The sequence below is a fragment of the Undibacterium sp. Di27W genome (assembly GCF_049340345.1).
GTDB lineage: Bacteria > Pseudomonadota > Gammaproteobacteria > Burkholderiales > Burkholderiaceae_D > Undibacterium.
On the sequence record NZ_JBMPOS010000005.1, the window covers coordinates 42,450 to 61,415 of the forward strand.

Genomic DNA, 18,966 nt, shown 5'->3' on the forward strand with positions numbered 1-18,966 from the left:
TGCGACTATAAAAATATGCCATCCACACCTCCGAGTCTGGGGACCGAAAACCAGAGCCCTTTTCAAGTTGACTCCCGCCGGGAGATCATCGGTTTATTGCGTGGCCTGAAAGATAGCAAGCAACTCATCAGCATGTTGATCAATAATGGATCGGAAGTCTTTATCACGTCCATACTTGATGTCGATGACAACAGCAACCTGGTGATCATCGATAGTGCACCTGGCCAATTGGCAAATCAGCGCATAGTCGAGGCACCGCGTGTCTCTTTTGAGGGCTTGCTGGATAAAATCAGTATACAGTTTTCAGCATCAAATCTGGAACGTATCATCTTTGAAGACCGACCTGCCCTGCAGCTCACGATACCCACGAATATGATACGCCTGCAAAGGCGCGAATATTACCGTATCAATACGCCACTATCGAACCCCATACGCGCGCTGATTCCTGTGCAAATGGACGACAGGCAAGAGACATTAAAACTGGCACTGGTCGATATCAGTTGCGGCGGCATCGCCATTCTGGATGAAAGAAAAGTCCTGGATAGCACCATAGGCATCATCTATGAGCATTGCAAACTGGAATTACCCACGATAGGCCTGGTGGATCTCGTTTTGCAGGTAAGGAATTCCCAGGATTTGATTTTATTGAACGGCAAGTCAAATCGCCGCCTTGGCTGTCAGTTCATCAATATGTCCAATGGTGTGCTGGCCAGCATACAACGCTATATCATGAAACTCGAACGCGAGCGCAATGCCAAGCTGACTGGCATACGCTAAACAGAAGACACAATAAGCCCGGCTATGGATAGCCGGGCTATTAGTTACTGTCAATACTCATCTTTGCAAACTGCAAAAGATCATATCTGCATATTCATGATGTCATGATAGGCTGATACCAGCTTGTTTCTGACTTGCACCGTCGTCTGAAAAGAGATATTGGCTTTCTGCATGGAGATCATGACATCAGACAAGCTGACCTTGTCGTCGCCCATGGCAAATTTTTGCCCCAGTTGCTGTGAACTGACTTGCGCCTGATTCACGCTTTCCAAAGATGCCTTCAAGGCTTCTGAAAAGTCCAGTCTGCCCGGGGCTGGGCTCTCTGTCTGATTGACACCCAGGCCAGTATTCGCCTCCATTTTGGCCGCAGTTGCTTTTAGCTGCGCAACCATGGCCTCAATGCGACTTGCGTCTATGCCGCCCATTTTCATTACATCACCTCTATAGTGGACTTTTACAATTGCTACATTAACAGTTGAAAAGCAAATGTGAGCTTGGAAAAGAGCAGTAAAGGCCTCGTTTTTCCCGGGTTTGATTTAAGCAATTCAGTGGACAATCGCTATCAAGGAAAAAACCATATCTGGAACAGCAAGCATGCAATCCACTGACACATTACTTCGCACAAGGTGAGCTATGGCAACCGCAGAAAATACAGCAATTGCCCCACCTGGCCCGGCACTCCCGGGCTTGTTTGGTTTGCCGCAAACGCCAGTGACACGCAACATCATGTTATCCGTCGGTGCCGCCATCACGGTCGCCATCATGATAGGTGTATGGCTATGGAGCCAACAACCAGATTACAAAGTCTTGTTTTCCAACTTTAATGACAGGGATGGCGGCGCTATTGTTGCCTCATTGCAACAATTAAACATTCCTTACAAATATTCAGACGGGGGCAACGCCATCCTGGTGCCTGCCAATCAAGTGCATGATGTGCGCCTGAAGCTGGCAGCACAGGGCTTACCCAAAGGGGGTAATGTAGGCTTTGAACTCATGGAAAATCAAAAATTGGGAATTTCTCAATTTCTGGAACAAGTCAATTTCCAGCGTGCACTGGAAGGTGAACTGGCACGTTCGATACAAGCTGTGTCTGCCGTTCAAACCGCCCGCGTCCATCTGGCTATCCCAAAATCACAAGTATTTATCCGCGACCAGCAAAAACCGACGGCCTCGGTCTTATTGAACCTCTACCCTAGCCGCATATTGGATCAACAACAAGTCAGCGCAATCATTCACCTGGTAGCCAGCAGCGTTCCCGAATTATCAGCAAAAAATGTCACCATCGTTGATCAGAATGGTAATTTGCTGTCTGATCCCAGCAAACAGATGGCCAATAATGGCCTGGATCCGTCCCAGCTCAAGTATGTGCAGGAATACCAGCAAAACATCATCAAGCGCATAGAGTCGATTATCTCGCCTATCGTAGGCCCCAATAATGTCAGGGCCGAGGCGACTGCCGATATCGATTTTTCCCGCACCGAGCAAGCGGCAGAAAGCTATAAACCGAACTCACCACCTGAAGCATCTGCCATACGCAGTCAGCAAACCAGCGAATCCTATAATAAAGCTGGCAACCCATCTGGCATACCTGGTGCATTGAGTAATCAACCGCCAGTGCCAGCAACTGCGCCCATCGTCGCCAGCGGCGCTGCCAATACCCAAGGTACGGCAGCATCCAATGCAGGACTGATGCAAAAAGACTCGACCATGAATTTTGAAGTCGACAAAACCATACGTTATACCCAGCAACCCATGGGTGGCGTGAAACGTCTCTCAGTCGCTGTCGTCATCAATTACAAGACAGAAACAGATAAAAATGGCAAAACCTCAACACGCCCTCTGACAGATATAGAAAAAACCCAGATCACCGATCTGACCAGGGAGGCAATGGGCTTCAACAAAGACCGGGGCGACACATTGAACGTCGTCAACAGCCCCTTTGCCAGCCCTGAAAAAGAGCCTATAGTAGATTTACCACTGTGGAAACAGCCCGATGTATTGCAAATGGCTAAGGAAATCGCCAAATACATAGGAGTTGCCATTGTCATTGCCTACTTGTTTTTTGGCTTCCTGAAACCCATGTTACTTAAGATGATGGGCAAGGACAAAGAAACCCTGGAAGCAATCGAAGCTGAAAAACGCGCCCAGGAAGAAGCAGAAAAAGAGGAAGAAGAAGCTGCCATTGTGAACTTGTCGAAAGAAGCAGAATTGCAAAATACCAGACATGGTTCCACCTATGAAATGAACTTGGAAATGGCAAAACAATTGGCAAAAGACGATCCCCGTATTGTAGCTAACGTCGTAAAGGCATGGGTCAGCAATGAGTGAAGATGGAGTTCAAAAAGCCGCCACCCTGATGTTGGCAATGGGTGAAGATGCAGCCGCCGAGGTCATGAAATATCTTGGCCCACGCGAAGTGCAAAAGATTGGTGCTGCCATGGCAGCGATCGGCGCCATTCCGCATGAAGCTATCGCCAAAGTCCTGGATGAATTCAAGTCAGCGGCGGATCTCAGCTCCTCCGTTGGGCTGGATTCAGACGAGTACATCCGCAATGTGCTGACAAAGGCGCTGGGTGACGACAAGGCTGCTTCACTGTTGAACCGCATTCTGGGCGGCAAGGACGCGAGCGGCATAGAAAGCCTGAAGTGGATGGATTCTCCCTCAGTCGCTGAACTGATCAAGAACGAGCATCCGCAAATTATTGCTACCATTCTGGTCCACCTGGAAAGTGATCAGGCTTGCGAAATTCTGAATCAATTTACCGAGCGCCTGCGTAATGACATCGTCTTGCGTATCGCTACCCTTGACGGTATCCAGCCTACAGCCTTGCGCGAATTGAACGACGTGCTGACTAAACTGCTGACCGGCAATGAAAGCCTGAAGAAAAAATCCATAGGCGGCGTGCGCGCAGCAGCAGAGATATTGAACTTCATGAGCGGTGAAAATGAAGCGTCGGTCATGGACAATTTACGCAAGTACGACGGCGATATGGCAGAGAAAATCATGGATGAAATGTTTGTCTTTGATAACATCCTGGAAATTGATGACAAGGGCATACAACTATTGCTCAGGGAAGTGCAATCCGATTCCCTGATCGTCGCCCTGAAAGGTGCGAACCAGGATATGCGTGAAAAAATCTTCAAGAACATGTCGCAGCGTGCCGCAGAAATGATGCGCGAAGACCTGGAATCCAAAGGTCCGGTACGCCTTTCTGAAGTTGAAGCACAGCAAAAACAAATCTTGCTCATCGTCAGGCGTCTCGCCGACGAAGGTCAGATCATGCTAGGTGCAAAAGGCGAGGATGCCTATGTCTAATCCTGTGCGCTCTGGTGATATGACAGCATTCCAAAGATGGGAAATGGCATCTTTTGGTGACAATCGCCCTGCGCAAGTGGAAGAAGTCAAGGCTGTCAACGCCCAGCTCGCGAGCCAGCAACGCGCGGAAGCGGAAAGAGCCAGGGAAGCTGCCAAGCAGGAAGGCTTTGCCGCTGGCTATAAAGAAGCCTATGAGCGTGGGCTCAAAGATGGCCAGGAAACTGCCTATGCAGAGACCATGGAACAAGTGCACACTGAAATCCAGTCACTGCAGCAACTGGCGCAGGCCTTTTCCGAACAATTGCATTCTGCATCCCAGCACATGGGCAATGAGCTAATGCAGTTGGCCCTGGATTTGGCGCAAACCATGTTGAAAGCTAAACTTGATACCGACCCCAGCGTCATATTACCGATAGTAGAAGATGCCATCGCGCAATTGGCCAGCGTACAACAGCCTGCCCAGATACACCTCAACCCTGAGGACGCAACGATAGTCAAAGACCAATTGGGCGAAACCCTGAGTGAAGATGGCTGGCGCATCGTCGTGGATGCTCATATGGAGCGCGGCGGCTGCAAGCTTGAGACCTTGCACAACCTGGTGGATGCCAGTTACTCAACACGCTGGCACAAGCTGCTCGACAGCATGCAAATCAGCCCTCCTAAATAAGCTGCATCAGGCAGCATCAGGCACCCACAGGTCGACATAGGCAGACAACCATGCAGGACAGCTTTATCAAGGACTGGAAATCCAAACTCAATCTTGGCCGCGAGCAAATTTCGCATGCCCAGACCACCACCATGTCGGGCCGCGTTACCAGAGTCACGGGCCTGGTGATGGAGGCAGTCGGCTTGCGATTGCCAGTCGGTAGCGCCTGCACCATCCATTTACAAAGCGGTGCAAAAATTGATGCAGAGGTGGTTGGCTTTGATGGTGACCGGCTGTTTCTGATGCCCCATAGCGATCTTGATGGCGTCACTCCAGGCGCGCCCGTCTTTCCGGCGGAACCTGAGGCTAATGAAATCGTCAATCACCCGCGCCGTCGCCCCAGCGACAGGAGCCGTCATTTACCGGTAGGCTATGAATTACTGGGCCGCGTGCTGGATGGCAATGGCCGCCCCCTGGATACCCTGGGACCACTAGGGACACACGAGTCTGCCCCTTTAGGTGCACGCATTTACAATCCGCTGGAACGCGCCCCTATCGTCGATACTCTGGACGTGGGGGTGCGCGCCATCAATAGCATGCTCAGTGTAGGCCGGGGCCAGCGCCTGGGCTTGTTTGCTGGTTCTGGTGTAGGCAAGAGCGTCTTGCTGGGCATGATGGCGAGGTATACCGCGGCAGATATTATCGTCGTCGGCCTGATTGGTGAACGGGGTCGTGAGGTCAAAGAGTTCATAGAACAAATTCTTGGTGCTGAAGGCCTGGCGCGTTCCGTGGTGGTGGCAGCACCGGCAGATGCCCCACCCCTGATGCGCCTGCAAGGGGCTGCATACGCAACTACGATAGCCGAATATTTCAGAGACCAGGGCCGTAGCGTCTTGCTGATCATGGACTCACTCACCCGCTATGCAATGGCGCAAAGGGAAATCGCCCTGGCGATTGGCGAGCCACCGGCAACCAAGGGCTACCCTCCCTCGGTTTTTGCCAAACTACCGGTGCTGGTTGAAAGAGCTGGCAATGGCAAATCGGGCGGCGGCTCAATTACCGCGTTCTACACTGTATTGACTGAAGGTGATGACCAGCAAGATCCTATCGCCGACGCTGCCAGGGCCATTCTGGATGGCCACATCGTCTTGAACCGCACTCTGGCAGAAAGTGGACATTACCCCGCCATTGATATTGAACAATCGATCAGTCGTGCCATGCACAGCATCACCACGCCAGAACATCAAGCCCTGGCCAGAAGACTAAAACAATTGTATTCCCGCTATGAACGCAGCCGTGATTTGATCAGTGTTGGTGCTTATTCGCCCGGGTCGGATCCCTTGCTTGACGAAGCAATTCGTCTTAATGGCAGAATAGTTTCCTTCTTGCAACAAGATATCACGGAAAAATGCAGCATTCCCGAAAGCTTGGGGCAACTTCAGGCCCTATTCAATGGATAGAATTTTCTCGCAGCGACTATACTTAAACCATTATGGCGTTGAAATCACCGATTACTACACTGATAGAAATTACAGAGAGAGAAGTTGACGACGCCGCCAAACTTCTGGGCAAGACTATACGTGCACATGAAGATACAGAGAAGAAACTGCTGCTATTGCAGCAATATCGCGACGATTACGCGCAGCGATTGCAAGACGGTGCGGCAAAAGGATTGAGTGTTTCGCAATATACTAATTTTTTATCGTTTTTGGCCAAACTGGACTCTGCCATCGATGGGCAGAAACAGGTCGTCAAGGATGCGGAATATCGTATTGTGATGGCAAAAACAGAATGGCAGGCATGTGAAAAAAAGCGCCTGTCTTATGACACTTTGCAAAACCGAGCGCAAACGGTACAGCAAAAGAAAGAAGCAAAACGGGATCAGAAGCAAACCGACGAAATGGCTGCTCGCGCCCTCTTCTACAAGCGCTAATTTATTGACAGGTACCTCAAATGCAAGCAAATAACATACTGACGGCGATAGACAAACCAGGTACAAGTGCCAAGTCAGGTAAAAGCAATTCTTCGTCCAGTCCTGAAGTCAGCTTCAATCAGATGCTCAATAAAGAAATTTCCAGTGCGAGAAAACCGGAAGTTGAAATGGCACGCCCCGCTGCAAAAGCCCCAGCACCCGTCAAAAGCAATAATAGCAACAACAATAATGGCAATAGCAGCAATACCAGCGTCAATGCCAATAACAACAATAACGACGGCAATACAGGTAACAAACTCAGCAACAACGACAATACCAGTGCCGCACCCGTATCTGGAAAAACAGAGAAAACTGATGACACTGGCACGGATGGCGCATCAGTCAAGGAAGAAGACAGCGCAAAGAAAGAAGATGATCTGAGCAGCCAGATATTGGCACTGGTAGGCAATCTTAATGCTGCGCCAGTTCCCCTCGATACCAGCAAAAGCAAAGCTACCGCAATAGTGGACACAGGTAAAAACGACAGTTTGCCAGCAATAGCCAATATTGATGCAAAGACCGTCAGCGATCTGCCTGATGGCAATGCCGTTGCCGCATTGGTGCAATCTGTTGCAGATACCTTCGATAAAACTGTCGCGCAGGCCAAAACTACAGTTGCAGCAAGCTTGCCACAGGGCCAGGTGGATACGACTGCCAAACCTGAAGTGGTCGCGACTATCGCCGCGCAAATCATCAGCAATACGACAGCAACTCAAAGCACAGACAAATTGCCTGAAATTAGCTTGAAAACAGTCGCGTCTGCCGCAGGTACAGAAAAAGCCATGTCCGGCGAAATAACTGCTGACAGCGCCGTCCCACTTACACCAGTCGCGCAAGATATCCGGACAGGTCAGCCCATTGCTGCAAACACCCGCGCCACAACAGACAAAGTCGATACTGGAGCAGAAAAAAGCAGCGAAGTTACGCTGAATGAACTGGACCTGAGTCAAAAAGTGAGTGATAAGCCCACAGATACCCGTCCAGCAACAAGCACCGCCAGCGATGCCACAAAAGCCTTTGCCAATGACATTGCGCAAGCCAAGGACGTTTTGACAGAGCGTATGACTGAACCTAAGCTAAATCCGGCAAGCAAAGACAGCCAGCAAATCATTGCTCCGCCCGCCATGGCCGCCACCAATACTGTCAGCAGCACACAGTTCAATGCGGCAGCGCTCGCCGCAGAACAAATCGCACCACGCGTAGGAAGCAATGGCTGGGACAAGGCGGTAGGTCAGAAAGTGGTATGGATGGTGGGCGAAGGTTTGCAATCAGCAGAATTAACCTTGAACCCGCCAGACCTGGGGCCATTGCAAGTCGTCTTAAAGGTCAGCAATGACCAGGCCAGTGCCAGCTTCACTTCTGCACAACCAGAAGTCAGAGAAGCGCTGGAAGCCGCCTTGCCCCGCCTGAAACAAATGCTCAGTGATGCGGGTGTGCAATTGTCAGGTTTTTCTGTTAATTCCCAGGCTGCCGGTCAGGGACAAAATTTCACTCAACAACAGGCAAGAACAAATGCAGCGCCAAGGGCTGGCAACAATACGACTGACAACAGCACGATCAGCACCGTTGCCAGCGCACCAGCCAGGGTACAGACAAATAATGGCCTGGTAGACACTTTCGCCTGAACATCCAGGCAATTGACGACCTGGCTGCTTTAGCCAACTGTCATCCCGAGACCTGCACTTGTTAGCACAGTCACTATTGCAACAAGTGCAGATTTCACTATCTGGCACACAACATTCATCCATCCTCAGCACGATAGCTCTCTGTACTCTGGAAAAAAGCCTGCACATACATGTAGAATGATCGTGAAAAGCCTGATCTTCGCAGCACAGTGTGTGAGGCCCCCTTGCAAACTACAGAGCTAAGCTGAAATACGCCCTCTTTTTCTTGGATATTAGCTGCCTGTGATCAAGGATAATACTTAAAAATCATGGCATTTAATGCCTACAGAGAGGAAAACCATGGCGAAAGCACCAGCCAAAGCAGCAGAAGCAAGCGATGCACCACCAGCAGGAAAATCAAAAAAGAAACTCCTGATCATCATTGCAGCTGTTGTGTTTTTATTGGTCGCTGCAGGCGGTGGCGCTGCGCTGTTTTTATCTAAAAAAAGTGCAGCCGGAAAAGAAAAAGAACACAAGGCAGAACCGGCAAAAGCACCAGTATTTCTGGCCCTGGAACCATTTACTGTCAACCTGCAATCCGACGGTGGTGATAAATACCTGCAAATCAGCATGACATTGCAAGTGCAGGATGAAGAACAAGTGACTTTAATCAAGGCCAATATGCCCCAAGTGCGCAGTCGCTTGCTATTGCTATTATCAAGTAAAGATTCGACAGAAATTTTGTCGGCAGAAGGCAAGGAAAAGCTGGTCAGTGACATCATAGAAAAGGTTGCCCAACCATTTACCGCCAAAGGGGAGCCACAAAAAGTCAGTGGTGTTTTCTTCACGTCTTTTGTAGTTCAATAAAGCCATGTCAGATAATTTTCTCTCCCAGGAAGAAGTCGATGCCCTTTTGAAGGGCGTCACGGGAGATCAGGACGACTCACAATCGCTGGAGGATACCTCCGGTGTCAGGCCTTACAATCTTGCCACGCAAGAGCGTATCGTCCGCGGTCGCATGCCGACATTGGAAATTATCAATGAGCGTTTTGCCCGTTTATTGCGAATAGGCCTGTTCAACTTCCTGCGCCGCAGTGCCGAGGTCTCGGTGGGTACAGTCAGGGTATCCAAGTACAGTGAATTCATTCGCAACCTGGTGGTGCCAACCAATCTGAATCTGGTACACATGAAGCCCTTGCGTGGCACCTCCTTGATCGTGCTTGATCCTGGCCTGGTATTCCTGCTGGTAGATAATCTGTTTGGTGGCGATGGTCGTTTTCACACCCGTGTCGAGGGTCGTGATTTTACCCAGACTGAGCAGCGTATCATTCACCGCATCCTGGAAATCATTTTCGAGACGTATTCCAAATCCTGGGAGCCGGTTTATCCCATAGAATTTGAATATATCCGTTCTGAAATGAATACCCAGTTCGCCAATATTGCGACACCAAATGAAGTCGTGGTATCCACCACCTTCACGATAGAACTGGGGCCAGTCAGTGGTGAAATGCATCTGTGCATGCCCTATTCCACTATAGAACCCATACGCGACATCCTGACCAGTAGCCTGCAGGGTGAAACCCTGGAGGTGGATAAACGCTGGGTGCGTCTGATGACGCAACAGATACAGATTGCAGAAGTCGAGATAGTTGCTGATTTGGGGACCACGCGTGTCACTCTGGGCGATATACTGAATATGAAAGAAGGCGATATCATTCCCCTTTCTATACCAGAGATCATTTCGGCAAAAGTAGATGGCACTCCAGTCATGGAGTGCAAATACGGTGTATTTAACGGACAGTATGCCTTGCGTGTGGAAAAGTTGATCAGTTCCAGCGTACAGGAAGTAGCACAAGGAGAAAATCATGGATGACAACGGCGATACACCCATCAGTGAAGATGATTGGGGTGCTGCGATTGCAGAGCAGGAAAGAGCAGAAGCTGCTGCAGCTGAAAAACCCGAAGCACCGCCGGCCAGTGCTGCTATTTTTAAAGAATTCAGCGGCAAGAGCAGTACTGCGCCTGAAACCCATAATGACATCGACTTCATTCTGGATATCCCGGTACAGCTGACAGTGGAACTGGGCCGTACCAAAATCGCCATCAAAAACCTGCTGCAACTGGCACAGGGCTCTGTCGTCGAACTTGATGGCCTGGCGGGTGAACCTATGGATGTACTGGTCAATGGCTGCCTGATCGCTCAGGGTGAGGTGGTCGTGGTGAATGATAAGTTTGGTATCCGCCTGACGGACATCGTCACGCCTGCCGAACGCATACGCAAGCTCAACAAATGAGTGGATCATCGCGCTATTTTTTGTTGATGAGCATGGCCGTAATCAGCAATTGCTCGTTTGCGGCAGAGACTACCCCCACCACCCCTAGTGCTGGTTTATTGCAAATTGCAACTGCCCTGCTTTTAGTACTGGGGCTGGTCGTCATGGCAGCCTGGCTGATGCGACGTCTGGGGCCCCTGAATGTGGGAAACAAAATCCCGGTCAAGATCATAGGCGGCATCAATGTAGGCAATCGCGAACGGGTGGTGGTGGTGGAAGTCGGCGATCAGTGGTTGATCCTGGGTGTGACGGCAAACAATATCAATAGCCTGGGCAGCATGCCCAAACAAGAAGAATTGCTGAACCAGTCTGCACAAGCAGCTGCCAATGATCCATTTTCTGCCTGGCTCAAGCGCACGCTGGATAAGCGATCTGCAGAGCGATCTGATAACAAGTAACCAGATAACACATTGCATGAAAACTATGCGCTCTTATTTGCCGCTGATCTGGCTGGCTTTATCGCTGGGCGGATTGCTATTGCCAGAAACGGCTTTCGCCCAGGCCAATGGCGGCTTGCAAGCCATTACCAGCACACCTGCACCGGGTGGCGGGCAGAATTATTCCCTCAGCGTACAAACCCTGCTGTTCCTGACGGCACTGAGTTTTTTGCCGGCAGCGCTGCTGATGATGACCAGTTTTACCCGCATCATCATCGTCTTGTCCCTGCTCAGGCAGGCACTGGGTACGCAATCAGCACCGCCCAATCAGGTGATGGTGGGTTTATCGCTGTTCCTGACCTTGTTTGTCATGGGCCCGGTATTCGACAAAATTTATGCCGAAGCCTATCAGCCCTTCACTGAAAACAAGATCACCATGCAAGACGCCATGGATAAAGGTGCAGCGCCCCTGAAACAATTTATGATGAAGCAAACCAGGCAAACTGATCTGGCGCTCTATGTCAAATTATCCAATTCACCGCAATTGCAAGGGCCAGAAGATGTGTCCTTGCGAATTTTGATCCCTGCTTTTATTACCAGTGAGCTGAAGACTGCGTTTCAAATCAGTTTCGCCATTTTCATCCCCTTCCTCATCATCGATATGGTGGTCGCCAGTGTGCTGATGTCCATGGGTATGATGATGGTTTCACCTGCGATTGTGTCGCTACCCTTCAAGCTCATGTTATTTGTGCTGGTGGATGGCTGGCAATTATTGATAGGCTCACTTGCACAAAGTTTTTACTGAGGTCGACCATGACACCCGATAGCGTAATGACATTAGGCCGCCAGGCCATGGAAGTCACCTTACTGGTATCAGCCCCCTTATTATTGGTGGCACTGGGCATAGGCCTGATCGTCAGTATCTTTCAGGCAGCTACACAGATCAACGAAACCACCTTGTCCTTTATTCCCAAGCTGATAGGTATTTTTGTCACCCTCATCATTGCCGGGCCGTGGATGCTTTCCATCTTGATGGATTATATGCGCCAGATGTTTTCCAGCATTGCCACCATGGCAGCCTGATTTGCCAGCCATTGCTGACTCATGATTTCCTTTTCCAGCAATGAGCTGATTGCGCTGATCAATTCCTTTATCTGGCCCTTGACCAGGATACTGGGCCTGATCGCTGTTGCCCCGCCATTTGGGAATAATACTGTTCCTGTACAAATCAAAATTGCATTGGGCATCGTCTTATCCCTTATCGTTGCGCCCAACTTGCCAGCCGTATCCGACCTTGATCCTGTGTCGCTGAATGGCATCCTGGTACTCGGTCAGCAACTCATCATCGGCCTGGGGATGGGCTTCGTCATGCGCGTGGTCTTTTCCGCCATAGAAATGGCTGGCGAGGTTTCTGGCCTGACCATGGGCCTGGGCTTTGCCACCTTTTTTGATCCTCAGACGCAGGGACGGTCTTCTGCCATTGCACAATTCCTGGTGCTCACCTCGACCTTGCTGATGCTGACGCTGAATGTGCACCTGACCATGCTGGCGGCCTTGGTAGAAAGCTTCCAAACCATACCGATTTCCACCTCATTCCAAACCGGCCTGAATTACCAAAAACTGGCGATCTGGGGAGAGCAAATTTTCAGCGTGGGTATGCATTTATCCTTGCCCATCGTTGCCGCCCTGCTGGTCACCAACGTCGCATTGGGTATATTGACGCGCGCCGCACCGCAATTGAATTTGTTTGGCATAGGCTTCCCCATCACCATAGGTACAGGTTTTTTAATGCTGGCCCTGATCATGCCCTATCTATTGCTGCCCCTGCAAAACCTGTTCCAGAGTGGCATAGAGATGATACAGTCGCTAGGCCAAACCGCACCCTTGCTTACACCACCTCACAAGTGAGCCATGCAAAAACAGTCCTACACTTTTGATGCAAGGCTATATAGCCTGGAACAGATACGCGCTATAGAGAACCAGGCGCTAGCCCATCAAAGCGATATCAGCTTGATGCAAAAAGCCGGATTGGCAGCAGCACAACTGGCGATACAGATAATAGCCGGGGATCAGCAGACCCCCATACTGATACTGGCAGGCCCGGGCAACAATGGTGGTGATGCTTACGAGGCTGGATATCAACTGTCCATGCAAGGATATACCGTCACCTGCATCCAATGTGGTAAAACTGAAGGCTATCCTGAAGATGCACAAGCAGCACTGGCAAGGGCAAAGAGGACCAACCTGTCATTTCTGGATATTGCAACACTCTTTGCAGCACCAGTGCAAAATTGGAGCCTGGTCATCGATGGCCTATTTGGCATAGGATTAAAACGCGCTCCTGAAGGTGAGATTGCCAGCTTGATAGAGTTCGTCAACCAGTTCACGCATAAAAAAAACATACCTGTGTTGGCGATAGATATTCCCAGTGGCCTGCATGCAGATACCGGGCAGCCTGTCCGCCCTGATGCTGCCATCATTCAAGCAAGCCATACCATCACCTATATCGCGAACAAACCCGGTTTGCATACAGCATCTGGCAGAGATTTTACTGGCAAGCTAAGTGTCAACAAGCTGGATATTCCTGAACATTTTTTTCCCGCATGCCATAGCCATCTGAACGAACGTGCTTCCCTGCTATCAGCGTTAACACCACGCAAACAAAATAGTCACAAGGGCAGCTTTGGCGATGTCATTGTACTTGGCGGCGCCAGGAGTATGGCTGGTGCTGCCATACTCGCCGCCAGGGCAGCCCAGTTTTCAGGCGCTGGAAGAGTGTATTGCAGCATGCTGGCAGAAGCACCTGTCTATGATAGCCTGCACCCTGAAATCATGTTTCGTCTGGCTGAAGACATCAATATGGTAGATGCCTGCGTCGTCATAGGCCCAGGCCTGGGTACCTCAGCCAGGGCGCACGCATTGCTAAGCACAGCCTTACAAACTGCCAGGGCCCTGGTCATTGATGCAGATGCCCTGAACCTGATGGCAGCGGATAAAACCCTGCAAAAATTATTGAACGCCAGAAGTGGCCCATGCATCATCACCCCACACCCACTGGAAGCCGCCCGCTTACTGAATAAAAAAGTCAGCGATATTCAGAAGGATCGCCTGCAGGCAGCTCACGAACTGGCACAACAATATCATGCCACTGTCATACTCAAGGGCTCAGGCAGCGTGATATGTGACCCCGATGGGAATTTGCTCATCAATACGACGGGTAACCCTGCCTTGGCCAGTGGCGGTACGGGTGATGTACTGGCAGGCGTAGCAGGCGCTTTATTGGCACAAGCTTGCACAGCCATGGATGCTGCCCGGATTGCTGCCTGGGTACATGGTCAGGCAGCTGATGAATTGGTCGCAAATGGAACGGGGCCGATAGGATTGACGGCCAGTGAACTTCTACCCGTGATCAGGGCCAATATCAACAGACTGGCCTATGCATCTTGAGTTTATTGAGTTTAAGGCTCAATCAACCAGGCTATTGATTTGCTCAGTATTCAGTTTTTCTGCCTGCGATGCAGCGTCACAAACAATACCTGCTTGCGCCAGGGCGATTGATAACTTCTCTATTTGCTCTTGCTGTGCAGCAGCGTGGTCTATCAACTTATGCAAGACTTTGGAGACCGGGTCATCACTGTTTTGTGTTACGCCATAAGCAGTGAATAAATGCGCAGTTTCTGAATCTGCTGAAGCCACTTCTTTTTTGATGACATGGGCAGGATTACCAACTGCTGTGCCACCTGCAGGAACGGGTTTAAGCACCACCGAGTTAGACCCTATCTTGGCACCGGCACCTATGGTAAAACCACCCAGCACCTTGGCACCTGCACCAACGATCACACCAGCTTCCAGAGTAGGATGGCGTTTTGCCCCGCGCGACAAAGATGTCCCACCCAGGGTCACGCCCTGATAGATCGTGCAATCGTCGCCGATTTCTGCCGTTTCACCAATGACCACACCAAAACCGTGGTCTATGAATACCCGTCGGCCTATGGTTGCGCCTGGGTGTATTTCTATACCAGTCAGCACACGGGCAATATGGGAAATGAAGCGTCCCAGCCATTTCAAACCACGTTCCCAGCACCATTGCGCCCAGGCATGCATGAGAATAGCCTGAAAGCCAGGATAACAAGTGACCACCTCCCAGGCATTACGGGCGGCAGGATCTTTCTTGATAATACTGGCGATATCTTCTCTCAGGCGGTCAAACATGAAATTTATAGTGTTATAACGGGAGGGAATAAGATAGTAGCGTATTTCTGTAAAGGCTGCGCCGGGCATCCAAAATCAGGGATGCCGGACGCGCTAGTATTACAGACGCTGACGGCGGGCTTCGTACAGACAAACACCTGAGGCCACGGAGACATTCAGGCTTTCTACAGAACCAAACATGGGGACACTGACCAGCATATCGCAGGTTTCGCGCGTCAGGCGACGCATGCCCTCACCTTCCGAACCCATGACGATGGCGCAACCAACTTTGAAATCAACATCGTAGATGTTTTTTTCCACTTCATCTGTAGTACCAACCAGCCAGATATCACGATCTTTCAAGTCACGCAGAGTACGCGCCAGATTGGTCACGGTGATATAGGGCACTGTTTCAGCAGCACCGCTAGCCACCTTGGCTGCAGTCGCATTCAAGCCTACGGCCCTGTCCTTGGGAGCGATAACTGCATGCGCACCCGCGCCGTCAGCCACACGCAGGCAGGCGCCCAGATTATGCGGATCAGTAATACCATCAAGCACCAGCAACAAAGGTGGGCCATCAATCGCATCCAGCAATTCATCGAGATTGCGCGCCAATGACAACTCACTGGCCTTGGCAACGACGCCCTGGTGACGACGAGTACCGACGATATTGCTCAGGCGCTGGTCATCTGCGGGGATGATGCGCACACCGGCAGCTTTTGCTGCCTGCAGCAAATCTTTCATGCGGCCATCGACACGGGAAGAATCCACATAGATTTCTTCTACAGAGGAAGCCTCATGACGGATCCGGGAGGTCACCGCATGGAAACCAAAAATCATTTTACTTTTCATTTCATTCTTTTCTTTACATGCTTTTCTTTAAGATACTAACGTCTTTTCTTTGCTGACTTACCGCTCGCAGTGGCTGTCTTTTTCTTTCCACTGGCAGCTGCGGGAGCAGATTTCTGGCGACGCCCACCAGAAAAACCTTCTTCTTTTACTTTTTTGGCCGATGTCGTCTTGCCAGATCTGGTGTGGCTCGCAAGGACTTTGTCTTCAGGTACTAGCGCTGCTTTTTTGGCAGTTGCTGCACCCTTACGATTTTTCTCACCCAAACCTGGAGCACGGCTGTCATTAGATCCGGCAGACCGCGCTGATGCAGGCTGAACTATCGCCAAATCTATCTTGCGCGCATCCAGGTCTACGCGGCTGACCTGCACCGTGACTTTGTCTGTTAACTGATAGCGTTTGCCAGTACGTTCACCGCGCAGCTCATGGCGCGCCTCGTCATACTGGAAGTAATCAGCACCCAACTCGGTCACATGCACCAGGCCTTCAATGAAAATCTCATCAAGCTGGACAAAGATACCAAACTGGGTGACACCAGTAATCATGCCAGTGAATTCTTCACCTATCTTGTTACGGATGAAGTAGCACTTGAGCCAGGCTTCGACATCGCGTGACGCTTCGTCAGCGCGGCGCTCATTGGCAGAACAGTGAACACCCAGCGCATCCCAGATGGTTTGCTCTTTCTCTTCTTTCTGCTTACCTGCGGCCTTGTCAGCGATCTGCTGTTTCCTCGCGGCGTTTGATACTGAGGTATTGAGCAGACTGAGATCAATACCTTTTGGTTCGTATTTACGTCCCAGCAAAATCGCCTTGATAGCCCTGTGCGTCAGCAAGTCAGGGTAGCGGCGTATAGGGCTGGTGAAGTGAGCATAGGCATCATAAGACAAACCGAAGTGACCGATATTGTCTGGACTATACACAGCCTGTTGCATGGAGCGCAGCAACATGGTTTGCAATAATGGCGCATCTGGCCGACCTTTGATTTTATTCATCAGCTCGGCATAATCCGATGCCGATGGCTTGTCTCCACCGCTGAGGAACAGGCCTACCTGCTTCAGGAAATTTCTGACCTGCGTCAGTTTCTCCTTGGTCGGGCCGGCATGAATGCGGTATGTCCCCGGATGCTTATAGGTTTCCAGCAAATTCGCAGCACAGACATTGGCTGCCAGCATGCATTCTTCTATCAGCTTGTGTGCATCATTGCGCGTGCGTGGCAGGATTTTTTCTATCTTGCCTGAGGGATTACAAATAATATAGGTTTCAGTCGTTTCAAAATCGATGGCACCGCGTGCATGGCGGGCTTTCAATAAAGACTGGAAAACTTCATACAGATGTAAAAGATGTGGCACCAGGGTCAGGCGCTTGGCCGCCTCAGGCCCTTTGGTATTACCCAATATGGCTGCCACTTCGGTATATGTGAAGCGTGCAGCAGAATGGATCACTGCAGGATAAAACTGATAAGCCGTGACCTCACCATCCTGGGTAATCACCATATCGCAGACCAGAGTCAGACGATCAACATCAGGATTCAATGAGCACAGGCCATTCGACAAACGCTCTGGCAACATCGGTATGACCCGGCGCGGGAAGTATACCGAGGTGCTGCGCAATAAGGCTTCTTCATCCAGCACATCGTTGGGGCTGACATAATGACTGACATCGGCAATCGCGACGATGAGCCTGTGGCCCTTGCTGCGACCTATCTTGACTGGTTCACAGTAAACCGCATCATCAAAATCACGGGCGTCTTCGCCATCGATAGTCACCAGTGGGATATCGCGCAGATCGACGCGGTCAGTCAGATCACTATCCCTGACTTCTGACGGCAATTTGGCTGCCGCTTTTTTGACAGCTTCAGAAAACTCATGTGGCACGCCAAATTTTCTGACAGCGATTTCGATTTCCATGCCAGGGTCATCAACATCCCCCAGTATTTCAACGATCTTGCCTACTGGTTGCGCATAGCGTGTAGGCTGCTCAGTCAGCTCTACACTGACCACCTGCCCAGCCTTGGCTTTGCCTGGTGCACCCGTCAGCAAGATATCCTGGCTGAATCGTTTGTCTTCAGGCGCAACTATCCAGACGCCGTTTTCATTCAACAGGCGGCCCAGCACATGGGTATTGGCTCTGTCGAGTATTTCAAGTATGCCGCCTTCAAGGCGACCACGCCTGTCAGTACCGACGACACGTGCCATGACGCGGTCACCATGCAAGACCTTTTGCATTTCGCGTTCAGGCAGGAACAGGTCTTCGCTGCCATCATCAGGTATCAGGAAACCATAGCCTTCGCGATGACTACTGACTTTGCCGCTAATGAAATTATCGTGATTGGCGATGGAATAACTTCCACCCTTATCTACTTTGACTTGCCCATCTCTTTCCATCGCGCTTAAACGTCGTGTCATGCCATCTAACTCCTCAGGTTTCACTGACAGCGCCTCTGCAATCGCAGTAGCTGTCATTTTTGCCGTGTTAGTACGTAGAACACCCAGTATCTCTTCGCGACTGGGGATGGGGTATAAATGCTTGTTCAAATTTTGTATTTTTTCTTAAAAAAGTTAATTTGGCTCGCGCCAAAATCTTATCAGGCCATAGTTTACTGTAGCAAACCTCTTTCGCCTAACAATTCTTGTATTGCTCAAGTAGCTCATCTTGACAAATGCCTGGAACAATTTATAATGTTGTTCTTCGCTGCCCACGTGGCGGAATTGGTAGACGCGCATGGTTCAGGTCCATGTGCCTTCGGGTGTGGGGGTTCGAGTCCCTCCGTGGGCACCAAAATTTGAGAGCCCGCTGATGAAAATCAGCGGGCTTTTTCAATTCCACTTCGAATTCCATATTCGGCGCATTTAACGTATACAGCTTTGCAAGTATAAGCAAGAAATCCCCTCTCCCTGCATT

The 18,966-nt window shown here is 50.4% G+C and carries 19 protein-coding genes and 1 tRNA gene; 16 read left to right on the forward strand and 4 right to left on the reverse strand.

What is annotated here, in order from left to right:
- Positions 1-15 precede the first annotated feature (15 nt).
- A complete protein-coding gene (locus ACO0LF_RS11665) occupies positions 16-777 on the forward strand; it encodes a flagellar brake protein (protein WP_423014261.1) in 762 nt (253 codons plus the stop codon).
- A gap of 80 nt (positions 778-857) precedes the next feature.
- On the opposite strand, the gene fliE is transcribed toward ACO0LF_RS11665, so the two are convergent.
- The gene (gene fliE / locus ACO0LF_RS11670) at positions 858-1,208 is read right to left on the reverse strand and encodes a flagellar hook-basal body complex protein FliE (RefSeq protein WP_423014262.1); all 351 of its coding nucleotides are present in this window, start codon (positions 1,206-1,208) and stop codon (positions 858-860) included.
- A gap of 202 nt (positions 1,209-1,410) precedes the next feature.
- Between fliE and fliF the strand changes: the two genes are divergently transcribed.
- The 14 genes from fliF (at position 1,411) to ACO0LF_RS11740 (ending at position 14,472) form a co-directional block, all read left to right on the forward strand.
- The gene (gene fliF, locus ACO0LF_RS11675; RefSeq protein WP_423014263.1) at positions 1,411-3,105 is read left to right on the forward strand and encodes a flagellar basal-body MS-ring/collar protein FliF; all 1,695 of its coding nucleotides are present in this window, start codon (positions 1,411-1,413) and stop codon (positions 3,103-3,105) included.
- The gene (fliG, locus tag ACO0LF_RS11680) at positions 3,098-4,093 is read left to right on the forward strand and encodes a flagellar motor switch protein FliG (RefSeq protein WP_423003733.1); all 996 of its coding nucleotides are present in this window, start codon (positions 3,098-3,100) and stop codon (positions 4,091-4,093) included. Before fliF ends, fliG begins: the two co-directional genes overlap by 8 nt.
- Positions 4,086-4,760 carry a flagellar assembly protein FliH gene (locus ACO0LF_RS11685; RefSeq protein ID WP_423014264.1) on the forward strand — a complete coding sequence of 225 codons (675 nt, stop codon included), beginning with the start codon at positions 4,086-4,088 and terminating at the stop codon, positions 4,758-4,760. The genes fliG and ACO0LF_RS11685 overlap by 8 nt, the downstream gene beginning before the upstream one ends.
- 50 nt (positions 4,761-4,810) lie before the next feature.
- The gene (gene fliI / locus ACO0LF_RS11690) at positions 4,811-6,199 is read left to right on the forward strand and encodes a flagellar protein export ATPase FliI (RefSeq protein WP_423014265.1); all 1,389 of its coding nucleotides are present in this window, start codon (positions 4,811-4,813) and stop codon (positions 6,197-6,199) included.
- A 32-nt stretch (positions 6,200-6,231) separates the two neighbouring features.
- A complete protein-coding gene (gene fliJ / locus ACO0LF_RS11695) occupies positions 6,232-6,672 on the forward strand; it encodes a flagellar export protein FliJ (RefSeq protein WP_423014266.1) in 441 nt (146 codons plus the stop codon).
- A 20-nt stretch (positions 6,673-6,692) separates the two neighbouring features.
- Positions 6,693-8,336, forward strand: a complete 1,644-nt coding sequence (locus ACO0LF_RS11700) for a flagellar hook-length control protein FliK (protein WP_423014267.1) — start codon at positions 6,693-6,695, stop codon at positions 8,334-8,336.
- Positions 8,337-8,675: 339 nt separating this feature from the next.
- Positions 8,676-9,182 (forward strand): flagellar basal body-associated protein FliL, encoded by a 507-nt coding sequence (gene fliL, locus ACO0LF_RS11705; RefSeq protein ID WP_423014268.1) that lies wholly within the window; start codon positions 8,676-8,678, stop codon positions 9,180-9,182.
- Between the two features lie 4 nt (positions 9,183-9,186).
- The gene (fliM, locus tag ACO0LF_RS11710) at positions 9,187-10,188 is read left to right on the forward strand and encodes a flagellar motor switch protein FliM (RefSeq protein ID WP_110253184.1); all 1,002 of its coding nucleotides are present in this window, start codon (positions 9,187-9,189) and stop codon (positions 10,186-10,188) included.
- On the forward strand, positions 10,181-10,609 hold the full coding sequence (gene fliN / locus ACO0LF_RS11715) for a flagellar motor switch protein FliN (RefSeq protein WP_423014269.1): 429 nt from the start codon (positions 10,181-10,183) through the stop codon (positions 10,607-10,609). The genes fliM and fliN overlap by 8 nt, the downstream gene beginning before the upstream one ends.
- Complete coding sequence (gene fliO, locus ACO0LF_RS11720; RefSeq protein ID WP_423014270.1) at positions 10,606-11,046, forward strand: flagellar biosynthetic protein FliO; 441 nt, start codon at positions 10,606-10,608, stop codon at positions 11,044-11,046. Before fliN ends, fliO begins: the two co-directional genes overlap by 4 nt.
- A 25-nt stretch (positions 11,047-11,071) precedes the next feature.
- Complete coding sequence (fliP, locus tag ACO0LF_RS11725; protein WP_423014666.1) at positions 11,072-11,830, forward strand: flagellar type III secretion system pore protein FliP; 759 nt, start codon at positions 11,072-11,074, stop codon at positions 11,828-11,830.
- A gap of 8 nt (positions 11,831-11,838) precedes the next feature.
- The gene (gene fliQ, locus ACO0LF_RS11730; RefSeq protein ID WP_423014271.1) at positions 11,839-12,108 is read left to right on the forward strand and encodes a flagellar biosynthesis protein FliQ; all 270 of its coding nucleotides are present in this window, start codon (positions 11,839-11,841) and stop codon (positions 12,106-12,108) included.
- Positions 12,109-12,129: 21 nt separating this feature from the next.
- Positions 12,130-12,933, forward strand: coding sequence for a flagellar biosynthetic protein FliR (fliR, locus tag ACO0LF_RS11735; protein WP_423014272.1), 804 nt, complete (start codon positions 12,130-12,132; stop codon positions 12,931-12,933).
- Between the two features lie 3 nt (positions 12,934-12,936).
- Positions 12,937-14,472, forward strand: a complete 1,536-nt coding sequence (locus tag ACO0LF_RS11740; protein ID WP_423014273.1) for an NAD(P)H-hydrate dehydratase — start codon at positions 12,937-12,939, stop codon at positions 14,470-14,472.
- A gap of 18 nt (positions 14,473-14,490) precedes the next feature.
- Here ACO0LF_RS11740 and cysE read toward each other — a convergent pair whose 3' ends face one another.
- From cysE to rnr, 3 genes are all read right to left on the reverse strand, one after another.
- Entirely contained in the window at positions 14,491-15,237 is a 747-nt protein-coding gene (cysE, locus tag ACO0LF_RS11745) for a serine O-acetyltransferase (protein ID WP_423014274.1), read from the reverse strand.
- A 99-nt stretch (positions 15,238-15,336) separates the two neighbouring features.
- Positions 15,337-16,068 (reverse strand): 23S rRNA (guanosine(2251)-2'-O)-methyltransferase RlmB, encoded by a 732-nt coding sequence (rlmB, locus tag ACO0LF_RS11750; protein WP_423014275.1) that lies wholly within the window; start codon positions 16,066-16,068, stop codon positions 15,337-15,339.
- 35 nt (positions 16,069-16,103) lie between these two features.
- Positions 16,104-18,599 carry a ribonuclease R gene (gene rnr / locus ACO0LF_RS11755; RefSeq protein ID WP_423014276.1) on the reverse strand — a complete coding sequence of 832 codons (2,496 nt, stop codon included), beginning with the start codon at positions 18,597-18,599 and terminating at the stop codon, positions 16,104-16,106.
- A gap of 159 nt (positions 18,600-18,758) precedes the next feature.
- Between rnr and ACO0LF_RS11760 the strand changes: the two genes are divergently transcribed.
- Positions 18,759-18,843: transfer RNA gene (locus ACO0LF_RS11760), tRNA-Leu, on the forward strand.
- Positions 18,844-18,966: the final 123 nt, after the last annotated feature.

Coding starts and splice junctions, on each gene's coding strand:
- ACO0LF_RS11665 (WP_423014261.1), top strand. CDS start 16: ATGCCATCCACACCTCCGAGTCTGGGGACCGAAAACCAGAGCCCTTTT.
- fliE (WP_423014262.1), bottom strand. CDS start 1,208: ATGAAAATGGGCGGCATAGACGCAAGTCGCATTGAGGCCATGGTTGCG.
- fliF (WP_423014263.1), top strand. CDS start 1,411: ATGGCAACCGCAGAAAATACAGCAATTGCCCCACCTGGCCCGGCACTC.
- fliG (WP_423003733.1), top strand. CDS start 3,098: ATGAGTGAAGATGGAGTTCAAAAAGCCGCCACCCTGATGTTGGCAATG.
- ACO0LF_RS11685 (WP_423014264.1), top strand. CDS start 4,086: ATGTCTAATCCTGTGCGCTCTGGTGATATGACAGCATTCCAAAGATGG.
- fliI (WP_423014265.1), top strand. CDS start 4,811: ATGCAGGACAGCTTTATCAAGGACTGGAAATCCAAACTCAATCTTGGC.
- fliJ (WP_423014266.1), top strand. CDS start 6,232: ATGGCGTTGAAATCACCGATTACTACACTGATAGAAATTACAGAGAGA.
- ACO0LF_RS11700 (WP_423014267.1), top strand. CDS start 6,693: ATGCAAGCAAATAACATACTGACGGCGATAGACAAACCAGGTACAAGT.
- fliL (WP_423014268.1), top strand. CDS start 8,676: ATGGCGAAAGCACCAGCCAAAGCAGCAGAAGCAAGCGATGCACCACCA.
- fliM (WP_110253184.1), top strand. CDS start 9,187: ATGTCAGATAATTTTCTCTCCCAGGAAGAAGTCGATGCCCTTTTGAAG.
- fliN (WP_423014269.1), top strand. CDS start 10,181: ATGGATGACAACGGCGATACACCCATCAGTGAAGATGATTGGGGTGCT.
- fliO (WP_423014270.1), top strand. CDS start 10,606: ATGAGTGGATCATCGCGCTATTTTTTGTTGATGAGCATGGCCGTAATC.
- fliP (WP_423014666.1), top strand. CDS start 11,072: ATGCGCTCTTATTTGCCGCTGATCTGGCTGGCTTTATCGCTGGGCGGA.
- fliQ (WP_423014271.1), top strand. CDS start 11,839: ATGACACCCGATAGCGTAATGACATTAGGCCGCCAGGCCATGGAAGTC.
- fliR (WP_423014272.1), top strand. CDS start 12,130: ATGATTTCCTTTTCCAGCAATGAGCTGATTGCGCTGATCAATTCCTTT.
- ACO0LF_RS11740 (WP_423014273.1), top strand. CDS start 12,937: ATGCAAAAACAGTCCTACACTTTTGATGCAAGGCTATATAGCCTGGAA.
- cysE (WP_423014274.1), bottom strand. CDS start 15,237: ATGTTTGACCGCCTGAGAGAAGATATCGCCAGTATTATCAAGAAAGAT.
- rlmB (WP_423014275.1), bottom strand. CDS start 16,068: ATGAAAAGTAAAATGATTTTTGGTTTCCATGCGGTGACCTCCCGGATC.